Origin of the sequence: Actinoplanes philippinensis (assembly GCF_900113015.1) — a bacterium.
GTDB lineage: Bacteria > Actinomycetota > Actinomycetes > Mycobacteriales > Micromonosporaceae > Actinoplanes > Actinoplanes philippinensis.
In genome coordinates this window covers 591888-616127 of the sequence record NZ_FONV01000002.1, presented here as the reverse complement: position 1 = coordinate 616127, position 24240 = coordinate 591888, and the positions used below count along the sequence as shown (strand labels likewise).

The following is a 24240-nucleotide window of genomic DNA, read 5'->3' as shown; positions in this document are numbered from 1 at the left end:
GCCAGCGAGGTAGGACACCTCCAACTTGGTGTCCACCTGGCGTGTCCATCGGTAGTAGGCCTCAGGTCGCTGCACAGGTATTCCGGTGACCAGGCGCCTCTGCCGCTCTGGAGGCAACGAGTGCCCGACGGGGGTCCCGGCCGGTAAGGTCATCCTGCTCTGTCCGGTGCGAGCCAGACCGGAGCGCTCCGGTCCGTGGAGTGGTGGTTTCGGTGCCCCTCCTGATGTCCCGGTCGGATTCCCTGGCGGCCCAGGTGAGAGCGCCCCGCCTGAGCGGTCACATCTCCATGGTCTCCCGGGGCGCTCGGTGTCCGATGAACACCTCCTTTCCTCGGGTGACCCGCGGATCAGCTCAGCGGTTCCAAGCGCCGGCGGCACGGCAGGCACGCTGAAACCGCCCGGAGGCGTCCATGCCGTGCCGCTCGCGGGCTCTTTCCGTGCCGGAGGCGTGCATGTTGTGCCGCTGGCGGGCTCTTCCTGTGCCGGTGGCGTGCATGCTGTGTCGCTGGCGGGCTCTTCCTGTGCCGGTGGCGTGCATGCTGTGTCGCTGGCGGGCTCTTTCCGTGCCGGGGGCGTGCATGCTGTGTCGCTCGTGGGCTCTTTCCGTGCCGGAGGCGTCCATGCCGTGCCGCTCGCCGAGCGGTCGCGGCCGGTGGCGCCATGCCGTGCCGCTCGCTGGCTCTTTCCGTGCCGGAGGCGTCCATGCCGTGCCGCTCGCCGAGCGGTCGTGGCCGGTGGCGCCATGCGGTGTCGCTCGGCGGCCTGTGCCGTGCGGGAAACGCCCCTGCGGTGTCGCTCACCGAACCGTCAGCACGGGTTGCCAGCCGGACCCCACCGGAAGTGCGGGCAGCGCTGAGGACCGGGTGGACATCCGCGGTGTCTCGGGAGGTGTGGGACGCCGGTGGAGGCCGGACGGTGGGGCGGGATCGCCGCCGGCGGGCGCGGAGCCGGTCGGGCGGGGCGGCCTGCGTCGCGCGGGGACGGGCGGGACGGCGCAGGTGCGGTGGGGGAGGTGTGCGGCGTACCGGATGAAGGGTCTAATCCGGAAGGGCGGCCGGGAGGGCCGCTGCCGCCGGGTCGAGGGTGACGCCCGGGGGGATGGAGTTGATCAAGGCGGTGGGGATGTCGGCGGCCAGGGCCGGGGTGTAGCCGAGGCGGGCCAGGGCGTCCTCGTTGGGGATGGGGTGGCGTAGGCCCACGTCGGTGACCAGGGTGAAGCTTCCCGAGCCGGGTACGCGGACGAGCGTGAACCGGCCGCCGCCGACCTGGATGCGGTCGGCGAGGGGGCGGCCGGCGCCGGTGGTTCCGGTGGTGGGGATGGCGGTGTCGTAGGCCGTGGCGGGGCCTCCGACGGTCAGCTCCGGCGGCTTGGCGGCGTCCCGGGTGATGGCGCACGCGGACTCGTCGCCGGCGATCGTGGCGAGGCGGGGGACCTGGTCGGGGCCGCGGACGCCGGTGTCGCCGTCGTTGCGGGCGCGGCTCTCGGGGATGTCGGCGAGCTGGGCGACGGCGATCTTGCGGGGTTCGCCGAAGTCCGGGGAGGCGCTGAGGACCACCTGTTGCACGGCGGTGATCGGGGACCGGCCGTCGTCGAGGATCAGGTTGAACTGGCGGCCGCTGCCGGTGTCGGTGACCAGGATGTCGCCGATGTCGAAGCCGGGAGCGGCGCCGGACGGGTCGCCCAGGCCACGGACGGTCAGCGGGGCGATGTCGGCGCCGGACGGCAGCGCGTTGAGCCAGGCGGTGCCGATGCGGACGGGGGACTGGTTGCCGAACAGGGCGACCACTGTGGCGCGTTCCGGGATGAGGTGTTTGCGGCCCTGCCAGATCAGGTGGGTGGCGGTGGTGTCGGTGACCAGCAGAGCGCGGTCGCCGAGGGCGGTGGCGGCCGGGCCGGTGGCGCCGACCAGCAGGATCGACGCCGGACGGTCGCCGGGCACGGCGCACATCGCCCACGGCAGGCCGGCCTGGCGGGCGGCGTCGGGCAGCGAGGCGGGGGCGCCGGCGATCCCGATGGTCACCCCGCGTGGAGTGCCGGCCAGGGATTTCGCGGCGATCCGGAAGACCGGTGGGTCGGGGCGGCCGGCCGCGAGTTTCGCCGACGTGAAGTTGAGCGCCGGGTTGAGGCGGTTGCGCAGGTAGACGAAGCTGGCGCCGGTCTCGCGTTCGACGACGACCGCGCCCTCCTGCTGCCACTGGTCGGCCCCGGTGCGGGTGAGCAGGCCGTAGATGCCGAACCCGGCGGCGACCAGGACCGCCACCATCAGACCGCCGAACAGGGCGCCGATGCCGCGGCGCAGCGGCGACTGGGCCGGATCGGTCTCGCGCATCACGAACGCCGAGATCACCCGCTGGTTCATGAACTGGTACGACTGCAGCTGGTCGCGGCGGGAGATCATCGGCGGCTTACCCGCCGAACGAGGCGAACAGGCCCCGGACGCCGTCGAAGACACCGGCCACCGCGCAGGCCAGCGGGATCAGCGCCATGATCGCGACGATGTCCAGGATGTCGCCGGCCCGGCCCAGGTAGGGCGACGGCGGCCGGCGGCTGTAGATCAGCGCCGACGGCAGCGCCACCGCGGTGACCAGCGCGGCCAGCGCCACCAGGACCACCCCGGAGACGGCGCCGGTGACGACCGGGCCGACACCGAGGCCGGCCAGGCCGAGCAGGCCCGCGGTCAGCAGCGGCACCCGCTGCTGCGGGGTGGGCAGGAGACGGGCCCGCAGCAGCAGGGCGGCGATCGCCGCGACCATCAGCAGCACGGCGGCGGTGTCCGGGCCGGACAGGGCCAGCCAGGTCATCACCACGATGCTGCACAGCGCCGCGGACAGGATGAACCCGGTCAGCACCTCGGACGCCCGCACCACGGCCGCGAACACGTCCGCCCGGCGGGGCATCTGCTGGTCTTTCAGGATGTCCTCGGCCCGGCTCGGCAGGTCGGGGAAAGGTAGCCGGCCGATCCAGCCGGCCAGCACCGGATAGGCCGGGAGCAGCCCGATCGCCGCGGTCAGCGCCACCGCGGCGGCGCCCTCGGCGGGCACCCCGGCGAACGCCAGCGTGGCGGCGAGCAGGCCGGTCAGGGCGGCCGCGATGCCGGCCACGAAGAGCCGGGTCAGCCCGGCCACCCCGGCATGACCGACCACGCTGATCACCAGCAACGCCGACGAGCCGAGGACCAGGCCGGGCGCGCCGACCGCGAGGAAGCCCCCGCCCGGCTCGGTGAGCAGCCAGGCGCCGCCGAAGAACGCGTAGGGCAAGCCGGCGGCGGCGACCACCCCGCCGGCGCTCGCGTCCTTGAACGCCCGGGACAGCAGGATGCCGAGGACCGCGCAGGCCGGCGAGACGATCAGGGCGATCACCCCGGGAACCACCCAGCCGGGGCCGGTCCCGGCCAGCCCGGCCAGGCCGAGCAGCAGCGCGCCGGCGGTCACAGCGAGGCCGCAGCGCCGGGTGGCGGCGGGACTCCACGTCCGCCCGGCGCGCCGGGAGCCGCCGGCGATCACCTCGACCACGTCGTCGTACGCCAGCTCCGGCCAGTCCTCCCGGGCCGGGTCGAGATGCAGCAGCTCGCCGTCGCGCACGCCCTGCGAGGCGAGGTTGCGGCCGGGCTCCAGAGTGGTGCCGGTGGCCCGGCGGAGCACCCAGCCGCCATACCGCTCGGACGGCTCGCCCAGGGCGCCCTCGGCGTGCCGCAGCAGGTGGGGCAGCAGCTCGGCGACGAGCATGTTGTCGGGCAGCGCGAGATCGAGACGGCGGGTCGGCGCCGCGATGGTCACCCGGGCCAGCGAGGGCCCGCTCGCTGCGGGTGCGCTCACAGTGGACAACGTAGCAGGATCCGGGGCCGATCACGGATAGGATGACGTCGCTACGTCACCTACGGGGAGCCCAGAGTGACAGTAACGATCATCAAGCGACCCCCGCGCCGGCCCGCGCCCGTGATGCCGTCCGGCGAGGTTCCGCTCGATCCGCCGCCGGAGATCCCGCCGCCGCAGGGCAAGGGCTGGAGCCGGATGCTGATGATCCTGCCGATGGGCGCGGGCGCCGCGGCGATGGGCCTGATGATGGGCGCGCAGCGCGGCGGGCCGATCACCTACGTGGCCGGGGCGATGTACGGGGTGTCCATCCTCGGCATGTTCGCGATGATGCTGACCAACACCACCGGCCCCGGCAAACGCGAGATGATCGAGGCCCGCCGGCAGTATCTGCGTCACCTCTCCCAGCTGCGGGCCCAGGTGCGCAGCACGATCAGCAGGCAGCGGGAGGCGCTCTACTACCGCAACCCCGACCCGGACACCCTCTGGACGTTCACCGACAGCGGCCGCCTGTGGGAGCGCCGTCCCGCCGACGCCGACTTCACCGTGGTCCGGATCGCGGTCGGCCCGCAGGAGGTGGCGACCCGTCTGGTGCCGCCGCAGACCCGGCCGGTCGACGAGCTGGAGCCACTGTGCACGATGGCGCTGCGGCGGTTCCTCAACACCTACTCGGTGGTGCCGGACCTGCCGGTGTCGGTGGCGCTGCGCGACTTCTCGCACATCTACGTCCGCGGCGCCGACCAGGCCACGCACGACTTCGTCCGGGCGATGCTGGCCCAGATGGTCACTTTCCACGCCCCCGACGACCTGCGCATCGGCGTCTGCGTGCCGGACCACGAGCGCGCCCGGTGGGAGTGGGTGAAGTGGCTGCCGCACACCCAGCATCCCGGCAAGACCGACGCGATCGGGCCGGTCCGCCTGGTCGCCCCGAGTGTCCCGGCGCTGGAGGCGATGCTCGACGACGTGCTGGTCAGCCGCCCCCGCTTCGATCCGTCCGGCGCGCCCGGCGGCGGCCCGCACGTGCTGGTGATCATCGACGGTGGCTCGACGGCCGGTTCCGACCATCTGATGACCGAGGGCGGCGTCGCCGGGGTCACCATCGTCGACCTGTCGGTTCCGCCGCCGCGGCTGCTCGACGACAGCTCGGTGGTGCTGGAGATCGCGGCCGGCGGCACGGTCACCGGCACCACGATGGACGGTCCCACCGAGGTCGGCACGGCCGACGTGCTGAGCCTGGCCGAGGCCGAGGTGCTGGCCCGGGAGCTGGCGCCGCTGCGGCTCTCCGCCGTGTCGACGGCCGACGCGCCGGCCATCTCCCAGGACACCGGGCTGGCCGAGCTGCTGGAGCAGGACGATCCGTACGGCATCGACCTGAACGAGCTGTGGGCGAGCCGGCCCAACCGCGACCGTCTGCGGGTGCCGATCGGGGTCGGCGCCGACGGCCGTCCGGTCGAGCTGGATCTGAAGGAGTCGGCGCAGGACGGGATGGGCCCGCACGGGCTGCTCGTCGGCGCGACCGGCTCGGGCAAGTCGGAGCTGCTGCGCACGCTGGTGCTGGCGCTGGCCATGACGCACAGCCCGGAGATCCTCAACCTGCTGCTCGTCGACTTCAAGGGCGGCGCCACGTTTGCCTCGCTGGACCGGCTGCCGCACACCGCCGCGATGATCACCAACCTGGAGGACGAGCTGCCGCTGGTGGACCGGATGCTCGGCGCCATCCAGGGCGAGCTGACCCGGCGGCAGGAGCTGCTGCGCAAGGCCGGCAACTACGCGTCGCAGCGTGACTACGAGCGGGCCCGGTCGGCGGGGGTGCCGCTGGCCCCGCTGCCCAGTCTGCTCTTCATCGTCGACGAGTTCTCCGAGCTGCTCAGCGCCCGGCCGGACTTCATCGACATGTTCGTCCAGATCGGACGGGTCGGGCGGTCGCTCGGCATCCATCTGCTGCTGGCGTCGCAGAAACTCGAGGAGGGGCGGCTGCGTGGGCTGGAGTCGCACCTGTCGTACCGGATCGGGCTGCGGACCTTCTCGTCGATGGAGAGCCGGGCCGTGCTCGGGGTGCCGGATGCCTACGAGCTGCCCCGGTCGCCGGGGCACGGCTATCTGCGGACCGGCACCGAGGGCCTGATCCGGCTCAAGGCGGCGTACGTCTCCGGCGTGGTCCGGCAGAACGGCGACCTGCCCGCCGCCGGTGGCCGGGGCGCCAATCCCATCCGCGACTTCTCCACGTTCTACGTCGCCCCGCTGATCGAGGAGCGGCCGGACGCCGGCGACGAGAGAAAGGAGGAGACCACCGTCGGCGACACCCTGATCGAGGTGCTGGTCCGGCAGATGGAGGGCAAGGGCGCGCCCGCCCACGAGGTGTGGCTGCCGCCGCTGGACAAGGCGCCCACGCTCGGGCAGATGCTGCCACCGGTGGTCACCGTGCCGGATCGGGGGCTGACCGTCGACGCCGCGGACCGGCACGGGTCGCTGCACGCGCTCGGCGGGATCATCGACAAGCCGTACGACCAGCGCCGCGACCCGATGTGGCTGGACCTCGCCGGCGCGGCCGGCAACGTGATGATCGTCGGGGCCGCCCAGTCCGGCAAGTCGAACCTGCTGCGCGCCCTCGTGGTCAGTCTCGCCCTCACCCACACCCCACGAGAGGCACAGTTCTACGGGCTCGACTTCGGTGGTGGCCCGCTCAGCGCGCTGGCCGACCTGCCGCACGTCGGCGGGGTGGCGACCCGGCGTGACGTGGACAAGGTGCGGCGTACGATCGCCGAGCTGCACGGGCTGATGCGGGCCCGGGAGGAGCTGTTCGCCACGCAGAACGTGGAGGGCGCGGCGGCGTACCGGCGGGCCCGTGCGCAGGGCCGGTTCGCCGACGACGCGTTCGGTGACGTGTTCCTGGTCGTCGACGGCTGGTCGACGCTGCGCACCGAGTTCGAGGACCTCGAGACGACCGTGCACGAGCTGGCCAACCGCGGCCTCGGCTTCGGCATCCACGTGCTCGCCGCCACCAACCGGTGGATGGACGTGCGCCCGCAGGTCCGTGACGTCTTCGGCACCCGGATCGAGCTGCGTCTCGGTGAGCCCGCCGACTCGGTGATCAACCGGCGGGAGGCGGTCAACGTGCCGGAGGACGCGCCCGGCCGTGGCCTCACCCCGGACGGTTTCCACTTCCTGGCGGCGCTGCCCCGCATCGACCGGGAGCAGCGCGTCGACGATCTCGCCGAGGCGGTCGCCGAGCTGGTCAGCGGCGTCGCCGAGCAGTGGACGGCGGCTCCCGCTCCGGCGGTCCGGCTGCTCCCGGCCGAGTTGCCGTTCGAGGCGCTGCCGCCGGCCCGCGGCGCGCTGGTGCCGATCGGGATCGCCGAGGCCGACCTGCAGCCGGTCGTGCTGGATTTCGACGCCGAGCCGCACGTGCTGCTCTTCGGTGACGTGGAGAGCGGCAAGAGCTCGTTCCTGCGCAGTCTGGCCCGCTCGATCGCGGCCGCGCACAGCCCGTCCGAGGCCCGGCTGCTCCTCGTCGACCTGCGCCGCAGCCTGCTCGGCTGCGTCCCGCCGGAGAAGACCATCGGCTACGGCACGTCGCACCAGGTCACCGCGGATCTGATCAACCAGGTGGCGGTGGCGATGCGGGAGCGGCTGCCCGGCCCCGACGTCACGCCGGAGATGCTCAGCAACCGCAGCTGGTGGAAGGGCCCCGAGCTGTACGTGCTGGTCGACGACTTCGATCTGATCGCCTCGGCCACCCCGAACCCGCTCACCCCGCTGCTGGAGTTCCTGCCGCAGGCCCGCGACATCGGCCTGCACGTGGTGATCACCCGGCGGATCGGCGGGGCCGGGCGCGCCCTGTTCGACCCGGTGATCGGCCGGATCCGGGAGCTGGCGTCACCCGGGATCATGATGTCCGGCCAGCGGGAGGAGGGCCCGCTCTTCGGCAACCTGAAACCGCAGCCGCTACCGCCCGGCCGGGCCTGGATGGTCACCCGCAAGCACGGCGCGCGGCTGGTTCAGCTGGCCTGGTCCCCGCCCGCGCGGTGACCTGGATCACAATCAGGGCGTGCGAACCTTCCCGGGACCCAGCCCGTCTTGGACGACATGATGAACACGGACGAGTCCTTCGCCGCGTTCGTGACCGCGCGATCGGGCCGGCTGATCGCTCACGCCGAGCTGCTCTGCGGCAGCCGGGAGCAGGCCCGCGACATCGTGCAGACGGTGCTGATGCGCGCCTATCCCCGCTGGCGGCGCATCGAGCACGAGGATCCGTACGGCTACCTGTGCCGGGCCGTGACCAACGCGGTCACCGACTGGTGGCGGCTCGCCCACCGGCGCCGGGAGCAGCCGGTCGACGTGCTGCCGGAGACCTCGGCCGGTGACGGCACCGCCCGCGCCGACGACCGGCACACGCTGATCGGCGCGCTGGCCCGGCTCACCCCGCGGGAACGCGCCATCGTGGTGCTGCGCTACCTCGACGACCGCAAGGAGTCCGAGGTCGCCGACATGCTCGGGATCAGCGCCGGGACGGTCAAGTCGCTGTGCCATCGGGCGCTCGGCAAGATGCGGATCTCGCTGGGCGAAGTCGAAGTCGAGAGGAGCGCCTGATGCCCACCCAGGACGAACTGCGTGCGGCCCTGAACGACCTGGCCGTCGGTGTCGACCCGCTGCCGGCCGCCGATCTGCTGCGCCGGGCCCGGCGGCGGCGGGCCCGGATCCGGCTGGCGGCGATGTCGGGCGCGGCGGTGGCGGTGGCCGGGATCTTCCTCCTGGTGGCGCCGGGCCGCCCGCAGCCGCCGGTCGTGCCGCCGACGGTCTCGCTGCCCTCGGCCGGCCCGTCGGCCTCGGCGTCGCCGACGAGGCTCGCCCGCGAGCAGCGGTTCGTCTTCGGTCCGGAGACCGAGACGGACACCGGGATCTTCACGACGGTGATCACCGACACGGTGACCCCGCCGGGCCCGGAGAAGCAGACCCCGGCCGAGTCCTATCTCGACCGGATTCCCGGCGAGACGTCACTGCCGGCGATCAACGGCGACGACCGGGCGGTACGGGAGATCGTCATCGCCGGAACCCCGGTGCGGGTCTTCTCCGAACCGGCTGGAGGGGGCACCCGCCGCGAGTTCCAGTGGATCTCGGACGGGGCCCTCCACCTGTTGCGATCCGAGCCGGCCATGACGTATCAGGGCGTCGTCTACGGCCCCACCGAGGCCGATCTGCACTGGCTCGTCGAGCGGTCGATCAGCCGTTGAGCGCGTCCGTGTAGGCCCGCTCGTACTCGTTGTCGTACCAGGCGACACAGATCGAGTGCGAGTCCTCGGCCTGCGCGGTCCACTGATCGATCGCGGCCAGAGCAGCCGCGGTCCGGGCGTTGGCCGCCGCGAACTTGACCTTGGTGGCGGCGTCGGCGGTCGACGGCAGCACGTCCGGCAGGTCACTGGGCCACGGGTAGGCGTGCGCCTCGTTGTAGTCGTCGATCAGCTCGTTGATCTGCGCGGTGTCGGTGACGGTGTAGCCGTACGAGCCCATACAGGACACGTACGCCTCCTTCGCCGCGACGACCAGCGGGTCGGCCTGCGCGACACCGACGGCCGAGGCGTCCGCGCTGAGATCGCTGTTCAGCGCCTCCAGTGCGGACGCCGACATCACGGCCGGCTCGTCGCAGCCGCCGCCGGCGCTGTCCGTGCCCATCAGGGCCAGGTGCCATGCGGCCTGCTTGGCGGCGGTCAGCTTGGCGACGGCCGCCTCGTTCGGGTCGGCGGGCAGGTCGACGGTCGCGGCCCGGATCGCGGCCTCGAGCTCGGCGCCCTCCTTGCCCTCGCTGATGGCTGCCTGCCGGGCCTCCTCGATCAGGACGTCGTTCGGCAGGGCGACGATGTACGAGAACCCGGCCGCCGTCATGCAGGCCGAGATGGCCCGCTGCTCGGCCATGGCCTGCGCCCGCATCTCCGGCAGGGTGTTGTCGCCCTGGGCCGGGCTGCCGAAGAACCCGACGGCCCCGAGGCCCAGCGCGGCGGCGGCGACGACCGCGGCGCCGATCTTCTCGAATGATGGTTTCCGCACGATCTCTCTCCTCTCGAAATGGGGGTGGGTCAGAAAACCATCAGCATTCGTTTTTGCTGGTACAGGGCGCCGCTCCACATCTTCTTCAGCTGCGCCCGGTCCTTCTGGCTGATCTTGATGCAGCCGTTGGAGGCGTAATTTCCGGACCAGGCCGTCGCGCCCTGGGAATGGATGTACAGCAGGGTCCGGGTGATCCGGCGCTCACCCGATTTCGGGGTGCACGTCTTGTTGCCCAGCGACCAGACGGCGCCGCGCACCACCTCGCTGCCGTTGCGCTTGTTCGGGATGTACTGCAGCGTGCTCTTGCGGTCCTCGTCGTCCGGGTCGTAGACACCGGACGGGATGTGGCCCTTGTTCGACACGCACTCGCTCTTGGTGCCGTTGCCGCTGCCGGCCCGCATGGACAGCCGGTAGCTGCCGTTCTTCAGGCTCACGTAGGCGGTCAGCTTGCTGCGCAGCGGGTTGCTGCGGTTCACCTCGAAGACCATGTACGGCGCGGACTTGTAGGTGCCCAGCTTCTTCTGGGTGTAGGCCTGTGCCGAGGCCGGGACCATCAGCCCGGCCACCACCAGACCGATGACGAAAACGCTCCTGCTCAGCCAGGAGGCCTTCTGCGATGACAATGAACTCTCCTTGCTCATGGCGACGTGTACCGATGAGCGGGGGAGTTTCCGGGCACGCCGAACGTACATTCGGAATGCGCGAAAATGCGCCCACGGAAAAGCCCGTGGCGCGCCGAAAAATGTGGATCCCCCGTTGTGGCATATTGCCGGGCGTCACCGTAGCAGAGGATCTGTCCGGGGGTGACCCCGTCTATCGGCGGGGTGGTCCCACGTACTGTCGCTCGATCCCCGTCTGATGCAGGAAGACGTAACGGTCGTCGCCGTCGCCGATCAGCGCCATCATGTCGTCGTTCATGGACTGGAGCAGCTGCCCGCTCTGCGGCCGCAGTCGCAGCGCCGCCGCGGCCAGCGTGGCCTCGTCGCCGCCGAGCCGTTGCAGCACCACCGGACCGGCCTCCTGCACGACCGCCACACCCGGCCGGTCCAGTTGCCGCAGGACCGTCAGCTGCGTGTGCCAGGGGCCCAGCGGCGGGCTCGTCACCGGCCCGGACACGCCCAGGTCGAAAACGGTCAACAGTGGAGTCTGCGCGGTCCCGCCGTACGGCCCACCGGCCTCCGCCGCGATCACCAGCCGCTGCTGCTGCCCGGTGGCCCGCTCGCCGAAGCCCGCCCACGCCCGAGGCTCGCTCGTCACCACGACCACCCGCGCGCCCGCCGAGAAGGCCCGGAAGATCAGCAGCTGAGCCGCCCACACCCCGCCGACCAGGGCCACCCGCACCGGGTCCGGCGCGAACAGCCGCAGCGGCACCGGCGCCTGCTGCTGATCGCGCCCGAGCAGCAGCCCCGCCGGCGCCGGCGGGGTGACCGTCATCCGGCGCAGCCCGGCCCGCGGCACCGTGTGCCAGCCGATCCGTAGCCGGCTGGTCTGCCCGGACGGCCCGGTCCGATCCCGTGGCCGGTCACCGTCCGGGCCCCGCGGCGGGCCGTCCGGGTCGTCCGGCGGACGGGTCAGCGGGGTCGGCGTGGCCAGCGGCGCGGCCGTGACCGCGGGCGCGACGGGCGCCCGCGCGATCGGCACGGCGGCCCGTGCGACGGCGGGCGGCGCCGGAGCCGGCTGCGGGGGCGGCGCGGGCTGCTCCTGGACGGCACGGTCCTCCGGGTACGGCATCGGGTAGCTCATCCGGCGCCACCCCCGGTCGGCGCTGTCGCGTACGCCGCCGGCCCCTGCTCCCCGTCGAGCGGCTGCAACTCGCCGCCGACCCGCCGGACGCCCTCGACCAGCACCCGGTCCAGGGCCCGCAGGTCCGCGTCGGGCCGGGTCGCCAGCCGGATGAACGCCCGCACCGGCACCTCCTCGGCGCCGGAGGCCCGCAGCACCAGCGCCACACTGGTCTGCGCGGCCGGGGCGGTCGACGCCCACGCGAACAGTGACCCGATCTCGGTCGCCGACACCGGCCAGGCGCGCAGCCAGTACGTCCGGTGGACCAGCCGCGCCGACCGCCAGAAATTCCACGTCTCGTCCGGGCCGGCCCCGTCGGCGAGGGCCTGCGGCTCCACGTCGCACGAGCGGGCCAGCAGCGCCAGCAGCCCGTCCGCGTCGAGGGGCCGCCCGGTCAGGCCGAGCCGCCGCAGACCGGTCACCACCTTGCGGGCCAGTCCGGCGACGAGCGTCTCGGCCGCCTCCGGATCGGCGGTGTGGTCGAGCAGCGCCTCGGCCAGCGCCTGTGCGTCGACCCGGAGGCTGACCGACGACTCGCGGTAGGCGGGGACCGGGCCGGCGCCGGTCGTCTCGGTCAGCTGCCGGTAGGAGGCGCCCGACGGGGCGGCGGCCGGCACGTCCGGGCTCGGCGCCGGCACCGTGTGGGTGACCAGCTCCAGCACCAGGCCGGGCTGGCCGGCGCCGGCGAGCAGGCCGAACAGCGCGTCCAGCGGCAGCGGCCCGGCGGCCGGGTCGAGCGCCACCACGCTGAACCATCCGGCCTCGTCACGGGCCACGCCGACCGTCCCGTCGGCGCCGGTCACGTCCCGCACGGCAAGGCCCGGCGCGATCGTGCGCAGCGCGGCCAGCACCGGGCCCGGCCGCGGATCGATCCGGGCGGCCCGGCGGCGCCGGTGATCACGGGCCACCCGCCGATGCTCCAGCCACCAGCGCTGCTGCCGGCGGGAGAAGAAGACGAACAGCAGCGCCGCCGACGCCGCGCCGGCGGCCAGGAGCACCACCGGGCCGGCGGCCAGGGACGCGGCGAGCGCCAGCAGCACGGCCTCGGCGACCAGGATCTGCGCGAGGCTCAGCGACCCGAGATGTCCCCGCCGGGGAACCGCCCGGACCGTGACCGGGGGCGGCGGTGGCGCTGCCCGATAGGTCGTTCCTTCACCACGGTGCACGTCTCACCCCCTGTCCCTGGAGCGTGTGGCCATCCGCAGATCGGCGAGCATCAGCGTCCGGAGATCGTCCCGGCTGGGCATCCGCCCCATCGCCCGCAATCGCCCCGACTGCGCCTTGCGCATGCCCTCCAGCAGCTTGCGGGCCTCCCGCGCGTTGCCGAAGTTACGGTCCCGTTCCAGCCGTCCGAAGTGCTCCCACAGCGCCTCGGGCAGCCCGTCGGCGAACACGTAGTCGTCGTGACGGGCGATCCGGCCGGCGATCATCACCAGCTCGTCCGGCCCGTAGTTCTCGAACTCCATCGTCTTGGCGAACCGGGAGGCCAGACCGGAGTTGGCGTCCAGGAAGTCGGACATCTCCCGGGTGTAGCCGGCGACGATCACCGCGACCTGGTCCCGGTGGTCCTCCATCAGCTTCACCAGCGTGTCGATCGCCTCCTGGCCGAAGTCGGCGGCCGCCCCACCGGCCCGGGCCAGCGTGTACGCCTCGTCGATGAACAGCACCCCGCCCATCGCCTCCTCGAACACCGACGTCGTCTTCTCCGCCGTGTGCCCGATGTACTGCCCGACCAGATCACGCCGGGACACCTCACGGAACTCCCCGTTCGGCAGCACCCCCAGCGCCCTCAGCAACTGTCCGTAGATCCGGGCCACCGTCGTCTTCCCGGTGCCCGGAGCGCCCGTGAAGATCAGGTGATGGCTGACCGCGCCGACCGAGAGGCCCGCGCCACGCCGCCACTCGTTCACCTGGATCTCGTCGATCAGCGCCCGGACCTCCTCCTTCACCCCCGCCAGCCCGATCATCGAATCGAGCTCGGTGAGCAGCCGGTCCACCTCGGCCGCGTCCTGCGCCGCGCCCGCCGCCAGCAGACCGGCCTGCGGCAGCCCGCCGCTGTCACTCAACGTCACCGTCGCGTCGGCTCGGGGATCGACCTGCACCGGCGGATCGGCGGTCTCCTCCACCCGGCACCGCTCGACCACCGCCGAACACCCGGCGCCGACCACGATCCCCGGCCCGGACGTCTGATGCACCCACGTCTCCACGATCCGCGGCGCGCTCGCATAGGCCACCACGATGCCCGCGTCGCCGGTGCCGGAGACGTCACAGCGCTCGATCAGCGGCCGCCCCGACTGGTAGATGTAGATCCCGCGATGGCCGCAGTCACTGACCCGGGTGCCGCGGATCACCGGGTCCGCTCCGAGCCGCACGATCACCCCGTCGTCCGAGACGCCGCGCACCTCACACGAGTCCACCGTGCCACCCGCGTCGGAGAAGACGAAACCGTGCTGGCCGGCGACCACCCGCACCTCCGCCGCGTCGACCGTCGCGCCGCCCTCCGCCTGCACCCCCGCGCCGTAACCCGAGGACAGCTCACAGCGCCGCAACCGCACCCGGCCGCCGGCGATCACCACCGCCGGATACTCGTCCGACGTCAGCGCCAGACCGTCGATCTCCACCTCGCCGGACGCCACCGCCAGCGCCGGCCCGTCCAGCCCGGACGCGTCCACCATCGCCGAACCCGGATCACCCGACGCCCGCACCGTCAGACGCCGGCCGGCCAGGTCGATCCGCTCCCGGTAGACACCCGGATCCAGCGTGACGACGGCCCCGTCAGGCGCCACCTCGAGGGCGTCGCGCAGGGTCGGATAGGTGCCCGGAACCGCCAGGGTGCTGACCACGAGCGGAGCTCCTTCGTGCCCAGGGTGCAGGTCGGCGTCACCGTCCGGCGTGGACCGCCGGACAGAGGCGTAGACCCGAGGCTATCGCCCCGGACCGATCATGGAGACCCTCGTCGATGGAAGCGGTCTCTTTAAGGGCATTCGGGGGTACGGCCACCCATGCACGCCTTGACAGGACGACGACAGCCCGCCCCGGTACTCGGGACGGGCTGCTGTGGTCGGGCGCTGCTCACCCCGTACCCCAAAGTGGTTTTGATCAGCGGGGGCGCTGCTGCCGGAACGCGCCCTTGCTCGGCCGCATGTTCTTGGGGATCGCGCCCTTCGGCATCTGGGGCCGCGACATCAGCGCGCCGAGCCGCTTGTCCAGGGCGTTGACGTCCTTGCCGGTCAGGTTGCGCGGCAGTCGCAGCATCGTCGAGCGCAGCTTGCGGATCGACAGCTGGCCCTCGGCGGAGCCGATCACGTAGTCGTAGATCGGCGCGTTGCCGATCACCTTGACCAGCCGCTTCTTCTCCTGGCTGAGCAGGCTCCGCACCCGCTGCGGGTCGCCCTCGGCGAGCAGGATCACCCCCGGCTTGCCGATCACCACGTGCACCATGTCGAACTGCGTCGTGGAACTGGCGGCCGGACGCACCCGCCAGTCGCCGCGCATGTTCTCCATCAGCGAGGCGGCGGCGCCGGGCTGGCCCTCCGCCACATTCATCATCGCGGTGTTGGACCGCAGGTTGAGCACGATCAGCACGGCCAGCAGCGTGAACAGGATCCCGACCGGAATCCACAGCCAGCCACCCGTCAGGAGCACGATGGTCACGGTGATCGCGACCGGGATGGCGACCGCGCCGATGACCAGCGGGACGAACCACTTGTCCTGCTTGGCCGTGAACGCGAACACCTGGCCGATCTGCTTGAAACGCTCGCCGACCGACACCTTCTCCTGGGGTTTTGCCATGCCCGGAAGTGTAGTGGGGCTCAGGTACCTCACGGCGTCCCGGGGACCCCGGCAGCCGTGGGCAAGGAGGGGACACCGGAAGAGATGAGGAGCCGTCCCCATGCCCGGGCGCCGCCTTCCGGCGAAGAGTTCCTCCCATGATCCCCTTCAGCGACCCCGGCACCCACCGCACAGCGCGGTCATGGTCGGGCGCGATCCCGCCCTCCGAGACCGTCTCCTTCTCCGCCGTGTCTGACCCGGCGGTGCGTGCCTCCGCGGCTGCCTCCGGCGTCTCCCTCCCCGCAGCGTCTGATCCGGCCGTGCGTGCCCTCCGCGTCCGTCACTGCCGCGGCTGCCTCCGGCGTCTCCGCGGGGTCGCTTGCGACCACCGGATCTGCGTCTGTTGCTGAGCCGCCCGCGACGAACGCATTTCCGGCGGATGAGGCCGGGCCGACCCCCTCCGCGTCGGTGGGGTCGCCTCCGACCGGAGCCTTCCCGCTCGCCTTGCGCTGCCCTCGCCTGCCGGTTCGGGCTCTGGGGTGGCTGTGCCTACCGGTTCCGGGGCGGGATCACCCCCGGTTACCGGTTCCGGGGCGGGATCACCCCCGGCTACCGGTTCCAGGGCGGGATCATCCTCGGCCACCGGTTCCGGCGCGGCGTCCGGCGGCGGGCTTGACGGGCTCCTGCCGGAGGGCGTTGGCCTGAGGACCGCGATCCGGGCGCTCGCTGACCGCTTTCCTCAGCGGTATCCGGCCGAGCGCGCCTATGCCGCCCAGGTGGCCGCCATCCTCGACGGCGGCGTCAGGCGGCGTCGGGCGGTGGCGAGAGGCGGTCGAGGCCTGGCGAGTCGACCGACAGCCCTACCAGCTGGCCGGTGCCCTGCTCGATCTCGCCGAAGCTTCGGGTGCTGACCGCCCGGCAGCGACAGCCGCCCTCACCGAGGCCGCCGTGATCGCGTCCGCGCTCGGTGCCCGGCCGCTGTGTGACGCCGTCGAAGTCCTGGCCCGCAGACTGGGCATCCGGAAATCGGCGCTGCCCACCGCGAACACCGAACTTCTGACCGCCCGCGAACGCGAGGTCCTCCGCCTGGTCGCCGAAGGCCACAGCAACGGCCGCATCGCCGAACGCCTGTTCATCTCACCGAAGACGGCCAGCGTCCACGTCTCCCGGATCATCGCCAAGCTGGAGGTCACCAACCGGGTGGAGGCCGCCGCCGTCGCCCATCGCCTCGGCTACCTCGACACCTGATGCCACAAGCCCGCCAGGCCACCGTATCGCCGCCGTCGCTTGCCCCGAACGGACGGCCGCCGACGGGCGCTGTGCCGTGCCAGGGGCGGCGGTCACCGGTGGCTCCTCGAACACCTCCCGCCGCCGACAGGCGCTGTGCCGTGCCAGGGGCGGCGGTCACCGCTGACTCCTCGAGGGGCACCTCCCGCCGGCGAGCCGGTGGCGGAGCCGGCCGATGGCGAGTGGCGGTGGGTGGCCGATGGCTGGTCGCCGGGGGCGGGACGGTGGCGGGAAAGGCTAATGGCGGGCGGCGGTGATCCGATATTGGGAGCCGTAGCACAGGAGGGCGTCCTGCCTGGCCTGAGCAGCTCGTCGCCGGAGGCACATGATGGATACCGCAGTCGAGGTGAGTTACGACTTCGTCGGCATGTTGATGGGGCCGGACTCCCTGGTGCCGTGGTGGGCCTGGCTGGCTCCCCTCGCCATGGTCTTTGTGAAGCTGCTGTCGCCCGTGCTGGTTCCGGAGGTCGCTGAAGCCCGATGGGGATCGGAGAAGAGCGGCAAGGACAGCAAGAAGGGAAAGAAGGACAAGAAGGCGGCCAAGAAGAAGTAGGGAACGTCGGGTGTCGCTCAACCTCTGCGTTCCGCTTCCATGACCGGGCATCGCCGCCGCTCAGCGTGGTCATGAGAGTTGGCGGAGCGTCCTGAGCGAGCACCCGGTGAAACGAAAATAGCCCCGCGCCGACCAGGTGCGGGGCTATCGACGTCTCAGCGGCCGTCTCGGCACATTTTCCGGTAGACATGCCCGTCGAGGCGTTCCGGCGGGACCCGACAGAGCAGCCCCACGGCGTTCCGCGATACCCCGGCCGGCGTGGTCGGGGCGAGACCTCCGGGGGAGGGCGGGTGCGGGTCAGCCCCGGGCTTCGAGGGCCTGCTTGTACAGGCGACCAGCACGGTACGACGACCGGACCAGCGGGCCGCTCATCACGCCGGCGAAACCGATCTGCTCGGCCTCCTCGCGGAGCTCGACGAACTCCTCCGGCTTCACCCAGCGCTCGACCGGGTGGTGGCGCGGGGTGGGACGCAGATACTGCGTGATGGTGATCAGCTCGCAGCCGGCGCCGTGCAGGTCGCGCAGGGCCGCCGACACCTCGTCGCGGGTCTCGCCCATGCCGAGGATCAGGTTGCTCTTGGTGACGAGGCCGGCCGCGCGGGCCTGGGTGATCACGTCGAGGGAGCGCTCGTAGCGGAAGCCGGGACGGATGCGCTTGAAGATGCGCGGCACCGTCTCCAGGTTGTGGGCGAGCACCTCGGGGGTGGCGCCGAAGACCTCGGCCAGCTGGGCCGGGTCGGCGTTGAAGTCGGGGATCAGCAGCTCGACGCCGCAGCCGGGCATCAGCTTGTGGATCTGGCGGACGGTCTCCGCATACAGCCAGGCGCCGCCGTCGGGCAGGTCGTCGCGGGCGACACCGGTCACCGTGGCGTAGCGCAGGCCCATCGTGGCGACGGACTCGCCGACGCGGCGGGGCTCGTCGGCGTCGAACTCGGCCGGCTTGCCGGTGTCGATCTGGCAGAAGTCGCAGCGGCGGGTGCACTGGTCACCGCCGATGAGGAAGGTGGCCTCGCGGTCTTCCCAGCACTCGTAGATGTTGGGGCAGCCGGCCTCCTGGCAGACCGTGTGCAGGCCCTCTTTCTGGACGCGGCCGCGCATCTCGGTGTACTCAGGGCCCATCTTGGCCTTGACCTTGATCCACGGAGGTTTCCGCTCGATGGGAGTCTCGGCGTTGCGCGCTTCGATGCGCAGCATGCGGCGGCCCTCGGGAGCAATAGTCACACCCCGAAGATACGCCCGCACAGGCCGACCACAGCGCAGGGGCGACGAGGCTCACGTGACCATTCGTGTGAGGGCCGTCACCCATAATTCAGAAGAACGCCGCATCGGCGACTGTTAGCGTTCCCGTCACGGCGATGATGGGACCGAGTAACGCTTCGATCCGCCGGCCGAGAGAGCCACCCGGCAGCTGGGAAGGGTGGCCCGAGCGCCGGAGCGTGAAGACACCCCGGAGCCGCAGCACGACAAAGAGGCGCCTGTTCCGCAGGCGCGAAGGTGCGGTGGTACCGCGAGGATCCCGCTCGCCCGCACCTCCCTGGGGCCGCGTTGCAGTCACCAGAGGAGGTCACCGCCATGCAACGCATCCTCTCCACCGAACTGGCCACGCAGGAGATCGGCCGTGAGGTCACCATCGCCGGGTGGATTCACCGCCGCCGGCTGCTCAAGTCCGTCGCCTTCCTGATCGTCCGGGACGCCGCCGGGTTCAGCCAGGTGGTCGTCACCGAGCCGGCGGTCCGCGAACAGCTGGAGCAGCTCACCGAGGAGAGCGTCGTCGAGGTGACCGCCGTGGTCACCGCCAACGAGCAGGCGCCGAACGGGGTGGAGCTGACGGGTCCGGCCATCCGCGAACTGAGCCGGGTGGCCGTACCCCTGCCGTTTGAAATGCATCGGCCCGCGCTGAACGCCGGGCTTGCCGCACAGCTGGACCACGCTGCTCTCGCCCTGCGGCATCCGAGCCGGGCGGCGAGCCTGCGGATCGCCGCCGCCGCGACGAAGGGTTTCCGGGAGGCGCTGGAGGCGCAGCGGTTCGTCGAGATCCACACCCCGAAGATCGTCGAGTCGGCGACCGAGTCCGGGGCGAACGTGTTCAAGCTCGACTATTTCGGCCGGCCCGGTTATCTGGCGCAGTCGCCGCAGTTCTACAAGCAGCTGATGGTCGGCGTGTTCGAGCGGGTCTACGAGGTGGGTCCGGTGTTCCGGGCCGAGCCGAGCGACACCGCGCGGCACCTGGCGCAGTACACGTCTCTCGACGCCGAGATGGGGTTCGTCACCGACCACCGGGACGTGATGGCCGCGCTGACCAGGACCCTCGCCGGGATGCTGGGCGAGATCGGCGGCGAGACCCGGATCGACGGCGAGATCCCGGCCGTGCACTTCAGCGAGGCGCTGCGGATCGCCGGCGCGCCCGCCGACGAGCCCGACCTGGCCCCGGCGCACGAGCGGGCGCTGGGGGAGTGGGCGCTGCGGGAGCACGGTTCGGAGTTCCTCTACGTCACCGGCTACCCGATGCGCAAGCGGCCGTTCTACACCCACCCGGACCCGGCCGACCCGACCTGGTCGAACGGCTTCGACCTGCTCTTCCGCGGCCTGGAGATCGTGACCGGCGGGCAGCGCCTGCACCGTTACGTGGACTATGTCGCCGCCCTGGAGAAACAGGGCGAGCCGCTCGGGCCGTACGCCGGATATCTCGACGCCTTCCGCTACGGCATGCCGCCGCACGGTGGCTGGGCGATCGGCCTGGAGCGGTTCGTGGCCCGGCTGACCGGGATCGCGAACGTGCGCGAGACGACAGCGTTCCCCAGGGACCTGAACCGGATCGCGCCCTGACGACCGTCCGGGGTTGAATGCCGGGTGTGATGATCGATCTCGACCGGACCGTCGCACCCTCCCGTCCCGCGCCGCCGTCGGCACGTGTGCTGCCGGCGGCGCTGGCCGTGGTGCTCGCGTCGGTGTTCCTGCTCGGGCCGTCGGCGCCGTTCGCCCGGGTGCGTGACCTGCCCCAGGTGGCCGCGACAGCCGGGCCGTCCGGATCGTGGCTGCTCACCGGCACGACGATGTACAGCACCCACGCCGACACGAGCGGCCGGCTGGACGTCGCCGCCTGGTCGCTCGCGTCGGGAGCGGCGCTCTGGCAGCGGAAGCTCGACTGGTTCGCCGGGATCCCGGCGCTCACCGAGGCCGGCCCGGTGCTCGTCGTGTCCGGCAACGACGACGCCCGGATCCTCGACGTCCGGACCGGCGAGGACCGGGTCGACCCGCGCGCCTACACGGTGGCCCGCCCGGCCGGCAGCCGCGTCGCCCTCTGGGACGGGGCGGCGGACACGCTGGCGCTCTACGACCCGGCGACCGGCCGGAACCTGTGGAAGCAGAACTTCCCGGACCAGCCGCACGCCGTGGCGGCGACCGCCGACCACCTGCTGGTCGTGACCGACATCGGAGCGACCGTGTTCACCACCGGCGGTGAACTCGTGGACGCCACCTCGCGGTCCGTCGCCGCCGGTGGCGCGCCGGTCGTCAAGGTGCTCGGCGACCGGGTGTTCCTGCTCGGCGACAACTCGGTCACCATGATCCGGCCGGCCGAGGTGCGGACGATGTGGACGATCCCGCTGCTCCTGCCCCGGACGGCAGTGCCCTGCGGCGCCCGCGTCTGCGTCTCCGGCGGGCCCGGCCTGTCCGCGCTCGACCCCGGCACCGGCTACCTGGCCTGGGACGACGTCAACTGGATCGGCGGTGAGGGCGGCGTCGTCCGGACCGCTGACGGCCGCGCGCTGCTGATCGACCCGGACACCGGCGAGGTCCGGCGTGATCTCGGCCACGGCCTGCCCGCCGGTGACCTGCTGATCCGCGTCGACGGCGACAGCCTCAGCGTGGTCGAGTGGGCAAACGGCCGGATCCGCGGCCGCCTCCCGGCTGCCACTCCGAGCGGCTGCCGCCGCACCGGCGAACACCTCGCGTGCCAACAGGCCGGCGGTCAGGTCCGGGTGTGGAGGCTCTTGTGATGGTACGGCTACCGAAGGCGCCGTGAGCCACCCCGCGAGGCGTTGCCCGCTCACGGCCTCCACCGCGCCCGCCGGGCGTATGCGGCGGAGACGGGGCCGCGGCTCAGACGGTTGTGCGGCCGGCTGCATCTGGCTGATCCACGGCCGGCCGCAGCTCGGCGAGCACCGCATGAGCCCGGCGGGCGCGCTGCGGTCCGGCGCCGGGACCGCGTCGCGGCGTAGGCCCGGGAGCCGGCGCCGACCGTACCGAATGATCGCCTAGAGGAAGACGGCGACGGTGACCACCGTGACGATCACGAAGGGGATCACCGTCATGCACATGAGGATGGCCCAGGCGATGGGGTGGGCGAAGTTGAGCACCACGCTGCCGTTCGGCCGGGGCACGAAGACCCGTTTGTCGCGCGGGTTGCGGTAGAGCGCCATCAGAACAGCGTGGTGAGGTGGCGCTCGACGACCGGCAGGACCTCGGCGACCGGGACCGGGCGGCCGACCTCGGCGCTGAGGGAGGTGACGCCGGCGTCGCGGATGCCGCACGGGATGAAGCGGTTGAAGTTGGACAGGTCGCAGTCACAGTTCAGCGCGAAGCCGTGCAGGGTGACGCCGCGCGACACCCGGATCCCGATCTGCGCGATCTTGCGGTCCAGCCCGCCGTCGGTGGCCCGGACCCAGGCGCCGCTGCGGCCCTCGACCCGCTCGGCGACCACACCGAACTCGGCGCACACGTCGATCAGAAGCTGCTCGGTCCGGCGGACGTAGGCGACCACGTCGACCGGGACCGGCAGCTTGACGATCGGGTAGCCGACGAGCTGGCCCGGCCCGTGCCAGGTGATCCGGCCGCCGCGGTCGACGTCGACGACGGGGGTGCCGTCGAACGGGCGGTCGGCCGGCTCGGTCCGCTTGCCGGCGGTGAAGACGCTCGGATGCTCCAGCAGCAGCACCGTGTCCGGCTGGGTGCCGGCGACCACGCCCGCGTGCAGGCGTTTCTGCTCCTCCCAGGCCTCCAGGTAGTCGACCAGGCCGGGACGGAGGACGGTCAGTACGGAAGACGTCACGACGGCAAGCCTAGACCTCTCCCCACTGGTCGACCGGATCCACACCGGGACGGATGCGCCACACCAGCACGTCGTCCACCTGCTCCGGCTCACCGAAGAGCTGGGTGGTGACCTGCAGCAGCGCGTCCCGGTTGAGGTCGCCCTTGGGGCCGGTGACGTGGTCGGGCAGGAAGATCGCCTCGACCTTCCAGTAGGCGAAGTCGACGCGCGCCTGCGCCCGGTCCAGGTTGGTCAGTTTCGGCATGTTGCCCCAGCGGGCGGCGCGGTACAGCAGCTTGGCGGTCGGGCGCTCCGGCGGGCCGAGACGGCCGGTGTCGTTGCGGCCGACCTCGGTGTAGTCCCGCGGGCCGAGCCAGTAGCCGGCCGGCATGCGGAACAGCTTGTCGCCGCCGCGCGCCATCGTGTACGCCTGCCAGCGCATCATGTCGACCGAGACCTCACTGGAGAGCGGCAGTGAGGTGATCACCCCGTTGTCGGAGACGTAGTCCTGCCAGTGGCCGCTGGAGATGAAGACCGGCTCGGCCGAGCGTTCCATGGTCCGCACCGGCAGCGGGGCGATCGGGACGAGCGCGGCCACGATCGCCACACCGGTCACGATCCGCCCGGCGTGGCTGCGGATCAGGCCGTCCCGGCGCACCACCTCGTCCGTGAGCATCGCGATGACCAGCGCGAACACCACCACGACGACGAGCGTGTAGCGGACCGGCAGCGCCGAGTCGAACAGCGGGACCTCGGTGAGCAGCGCGTACAGCAGGGGGATGTCGGCGTGTTCCTCGCCGAGGAACTTCAGCCGCGGGCCGAGGGAGAGCAGGAAGAAGAGGACCGCCACGACGCTCAGCGCGCGCAGGGTGACCCGGCGCTCCCGGGGCGACCGGCGCCACAGCAGCGCCAGCGCCACGAAGAACAGCAGGATCAGTGGCACGCCCAGGAACGAGGTCGCCTCGGTCGCGTTCGGCGCGAGGTCGGCGCCCCACCCGAACTTCCCGGCCACCGACTGCAGCGGGAACGCCGCGTACGCCACCAGGTCCTCGGAGAACTGCCGCATCCCGAAGCCGGTGCCGGAGAACTTCAGCGGACCGGCGAAGTGCATGTAGAGCGGCCAGGCCAGCAGCGTGCCGGCCACCACCGCGGTCACCGACAGCGAGAGCAGCACCGGCTTGATCGCGGCTCGCGCCTGCCGCAGACCGGGACGCGACAGCAGCCAGACGAACAGGAAGAGCCCGCTGGCCTGGGCGGCGAAGAACAGCGCCTCGGCGGCGACCGAGAAGCCCATGGTGCAGAGCAGGCCCAGGACGATGCCGTTACGCAGCCACCGGTCGCGCTCCGGCAGTTTCAGCACCCACCACGCGACGATCCCGACCATCCAGCCGGAGGTCCAGTTGAGGTGGCCGTTGGCGTGCGACACCAGGCCCGGGCTGAAGCCGAAGAGCAGGCCACCCACCGCCGCGGCCAGCCCGCTGCGGACCAGCCAGCGGCGCAGGAACAGATACCAGACGAACGCGGAGCCGGCCAGGTTCAGCGTCATGATCGCCGCGAACGAGACCTGCGCCCCCAGGAAGTGGGTGAGCGGCGCGAACACCACGGCGTAGAACGTGCTCGACGTGTTCATCGCCAGGTTCACGCCACGGGGCGCGTTCAGCAGGTCCGTGAAGAACGGGTTGCTCAGGTGCTGGAGCATGTAGACGCCGTACGACAGCATCCACTCGAACTGGCCCTGGTCGCTGACGTTCTCGGCGACCACGTTCCGGTACGGCGCGGCCCACAGGCCCTGGCACACATACACCGCGCCGGCCAGCGCGATCACGGCCATCAGGATGTGACCCGGCCAGGCGCGTTTTCTCGGGGTGCTGATCTCCTCCGGGATGATCTCGTCGTCGGGTGCTGCGGTCGTCAGGTCCGTTTCTGGGGCGGGCGCGGCGATCGTCACGTCGCGGAGATTATC

General features: G+C 72.1%; 19 protein-coding genes. 7 read left to right on the top strand and 12 right to left on the bottom strand.

Going from position 1 to position 24240, the window contains the following annotated elements:
* Nucleotides 1–1037: 1037 nt before the first annotated feature.
* Both eccB and eccD read right to left on the bottom strand, forming a co-directional pair.
* Nucleotides 1038–2399, bottom strand: coding sequence for a type VII secretion protein EccB (eccB, locus tag BM290_RS06250; protein WP_093610887.1), 1362 nt, complete (start codon nucleotides 2397–2399; stop codon nucleotides 1038–1040).
* A gap of 7 nt (nucleotides 2400–2406) precedes the next feature.
* Nucleotides 2407–3816: a type VII secretion integral membrane protein EccD gene (gene eccD / locus BM290_RS06245; RefSeq protein ID WP_093610885.1), complete on the bottom strand. Its 1410-nt coding sequence runs from the start codon at nucleotides 3814–3816 to the stop codon at nucleotides 2407–2409.
* Between the two features lie 75 nt (nucleotides 3817–3891).
* On the opposite strand from eccD, the gene eccCa reads away from it, so the two are divergent.
* The 3 genes from eccCa to BM290_RS06230 are packed head-to-tail and all read left to right on the top strand — an operon-like array spanning nucleotide 3892 to nucleotide 9044.
* Complete coding sequence (eccCa, locus tag BM290_RS06240; protein ID WP_093610883.1) at nucleotides 3892–7842, top strand: type VII secretion protein EccCa; 3951 nt, start codon at nucleotides 3892–3894, stop codon at nucleotides 7840–7842.
* 60 nt (nucleotides 7843–7902) lie between these two features.
* The gene (locus tag BM290_RS06235) at nucleotides 7903–8403 is read left to right on the top strand and encodes a SigE family RNA polymerase sigma factor (RefSeq protein WP_093611250.1); all 501 of its coding nucleotides are present in this window, start codon (nucleotides 7903–7905) and stop codon (nucleotides 8401–8403) included.
* Entirely contained in the window at nucleotides 8403–9044 is a 642-nt protein-coding gene (locus tag BM290_RS06230) for a hypothetical protein (RefSeq protein WP_093610881.1), read from the top strand. Before BM290_RS06235 ends, BM290_RS06230 begins: the two co-directional genes overlap by 1 nt.
* On the opposite strand, the gene BM290_RS06225 is transcribed toward BM290_RS06230, so the two are convergent.
* The 6 genes from BM290_RS06225 to BM290_RS06200 form a co-directional block, all read right to left on the bottom strand.
* Nucleotides 9034–9855 (bottom strand): hypothetical protein, encoded by an 822-nt coding sequence (locus BM290_RS06225; protein WP_093610879.1) that lies wholly within the window; start codon nucleotides 9853–9855, stop codon nucleotides 9034–9036. The genes BM290_RS06230 and BM290_RS06225 overlap by 11 nt on opposite strands.
* Nucleotides 9856–9884: 29 nt before the next feature.
* Complete coding sequence (locus BM290_RS06220; protein WP_177319595.1) at nucleotides 9885–10478, bottom strand: L,D-transpeptidase family protein; 594 nt, start codon at nucleotides 10476–10478, stop codon at nucleotides 9885–9887.
* A gap of 190 nt (nucleotides 10479–10668) precedes the next feature.
* A complete protein-coding gene (locus BM290_RS06215; protein WP_177319594.1) occupies nucleotides 10669–11598 on the bottom strand; it encodes a hypothetical protein in 930 nt (309 codons plus the stop codon).
* Entirely contained in the window at nucleotides 11595–12803 is a 1209-nt protein-coding gene (locus tag BM290_RS06210) for a type VII secretion protein EccE (RefSeq protein WP_093610875.1), read from the bottom strand. The genes BM290_RS06215 and BM290_RS06210 overlap by 4 nt, the downstream gene beginning before the upstream one ends.
* Before the next feature lie 3 nt (nucleotides 12804–12806).
* Nucleotides 12807–14480, bottom strand: a complete 1674-nt coding sequence (locus BM290_RS06205) for a right-handed parallel beta-helix repeat-containing protein (RefSeq protein WP_093610873.1) — start codon at nucleotides 14478–14480, stop codon at nucleotides 12807–12809.
* Between the two features lie 256 nt (nucleotides 14481–14736).
* Nucleotides 14737–15429 carry a DUF4191 domain-containing protein gene (locus BM290_RS06200; protein WP_093610871.1) on the bottom strand — a complete coding sequence of 231 codons (693 nt, stop codon included), beginning with the start codon at nucleotides 15427–15429 and terminating at the stop codon, nucleotides 14737–14739.
* A gap of 927 nt (nucleotides 15430–16356) precedes the next feature.
* Here BM290_RS06200 and BM290_RS49530 point away from each other — a divergent pair.
* Both BM290_RS49530 and BM290_RS06190 read left to right on the top strand, forming a co-directional pair.
* Complete coding sequence (locus tag BM290_RS49530) at nucleotides 16357–16656, top strand: response regulator transcription factor (RefSeq protein WP_275413175.1); 300 nt, start codon at nucleotides 16357–16359, stop codon at nucleotides 16654–16656.
* A gap of 385 nt (nucleotides 16657–17041) precedes the next feature.
* A complete protein-coding gene (locus tag BM290_RS06190) occupies nucleotides 17042–17248 on the top strand; it encodes a hypothetical protein (RefSeq protein WP_143133629.1) in 207 nt (68 codons plus the stop codon).
* Nucleotides 17249–17545: 297 nt separating this feature from the next.
* Here BM290_RS06190 and lipA read toward each other — a convergent pair whose 3' ends face one another.
* Nucleotides 17546–18508, bottom strand: a complete 963-nt coding sequence (lipA, locus tag BM290_RS06185; RefSeq protein WP_373871037.1) for a lipoyl synthase — start codon at nucleotides 18506–18508, stop codon at nucleotides 17546–17548.
* Nucleotides 18509–18820: 312 nt separating this feature from the next.
* Here lipA and aspS point away from each other — a divergent pair, with 312 nt between their 5' ends.
* Both aspS and BM290_RS06175 read left to right on the top strand, forming a co-directional pair.
* A complete protein-coding gene (gene aspS / locus BM290_RS06180; RefSeq protein WP_093610865.1) occupies nucleotides 18821–20074 on the top strand; it encodes an aspartate--tRNA(Asn) ligase in 1254 nt (417 codons plus the stop codon).
* A 29-nt stretch (nucleotides 20075–20103) separates the two neighbouring features.
* Nucleotides 20104–21246: an outer membrane protein assembly factor BamB family protein gene (locus tag BM290_RS06175; protein ID WP_239143407.1), complete on the top strand. Its 1143-nt coding sequence runs from the start codon at nucleotides 20104–20106 to the stop codon at nucleotides 21244–21246.
* Between the two features lie 258 nt (nucleotides 21247–21504).
* On the opposite strand, the gene BM290_RS06170 is transcribed toward BM290_RS06175, so the two are convergent.
* From BM290_RS06170 to BM290_RS06160, 3 genes are read right to left on the bottom strand one after another with little or no spacing between them, the layout of a single operon-like run.
* Nucleotides 21505–21669 (bottom strand): peptide ABC transporter substrate-binding protein, encoded by a 165-nt coding sequence (locus BM290_RS06170; RefSeq protein ID WP_093610861.1) that lies wholly within the window; start codon nucleotides 21667–21669, stop codon nucleotides 21505–21507.
* On the bottom strand, nucleotides 21669–22298 hold the full coding sequence (gene lipB, locus BM290_RS06165) for a lipoyl(octanoyl) transferase LipB (protein WP_093610859.1): 630 nt from the start codon (nucleotides 22296–22298) through the stop codon (nucleotides 21669–21671). The genes BM290_RS06170 and lipB overlap by 1 nt, the downstream gene beginning before the upstream one ends.
* 10 nt (nucleotides 22299–22308) lie before the next feature.
* The gene (locus BM290_RS06160) at nucleotides 22309–24225 is read right to left on the bottom strand and encodes a DUF6311 domain-containing protein (RefSeq protein WP_239143405.1); all 1917 of its coding nucleotides are present in this window, start codon (nucleotides 24223–24225) and stop codon (nucleotides 22309–22311) included.
* Between the last annotated feature and the right edge of the window lie 15 nt (nucleotides 24226–24240).

Bases quoted from the DNA above. Each gene is read 5' to 3' on its own strand.
- eccB (WP_093610887.1), bottom strand. From the start codon at position 2,399: ATGATCTCCCGCCGCGACCAGCTGCAGTCGTACCAGTTCATGAACCAG.
- BM290_RS06235 (WP_093611250.1), top strand. From the start codon at position 7,903: ATGAACACGGACGAGTCCTTCGCCGCGTTCGTGACCGCGCGATCGGGC.
- BM290_RS06230 (WP_093610881.1), top strand. From the start codon at position 8,403: ATGCCCACCCAGGACGAACTGCGTGCGGCCCTGAACGACCTGGCCGTC.
- BM290_RS06215 (WP_177319594.1), bottom strand. From the start codon at position 11,598: ATGAGCTACCCGATGCCGTACCCGGAGGACCGTGCCGTCCAGGAGCAG.
- BM290_RS06200 (WP_093610871.1), bottom strand. From the start codon at position 15,429: ATGGCAAAACCCCAGGAGAAGGTGTCGGTCGGCGAGCGTTTCAAGCAG.
- aspS (WP_093610865.1), top strand. From the start codon at position 18,821: ATGCAACGCATCCTCTCCACCGAACTGGCCACGCAGGAGATCGGCCGT.
- BM290_RS06175 (WP_239143407.1), top strand. From the start codon at position 20,104: ATGATCGATCTCGACCGGACCGTCGCACCCTCCCGTCCCGCGCCGCCG.
- BM290_RS06170 (WP_093610861.1), bottom strand. From the start codon at position 21,669: ATGGCGCTCTACCGCAACCCGCGCGACAAACGGGTCTTCGTGCCCCGG.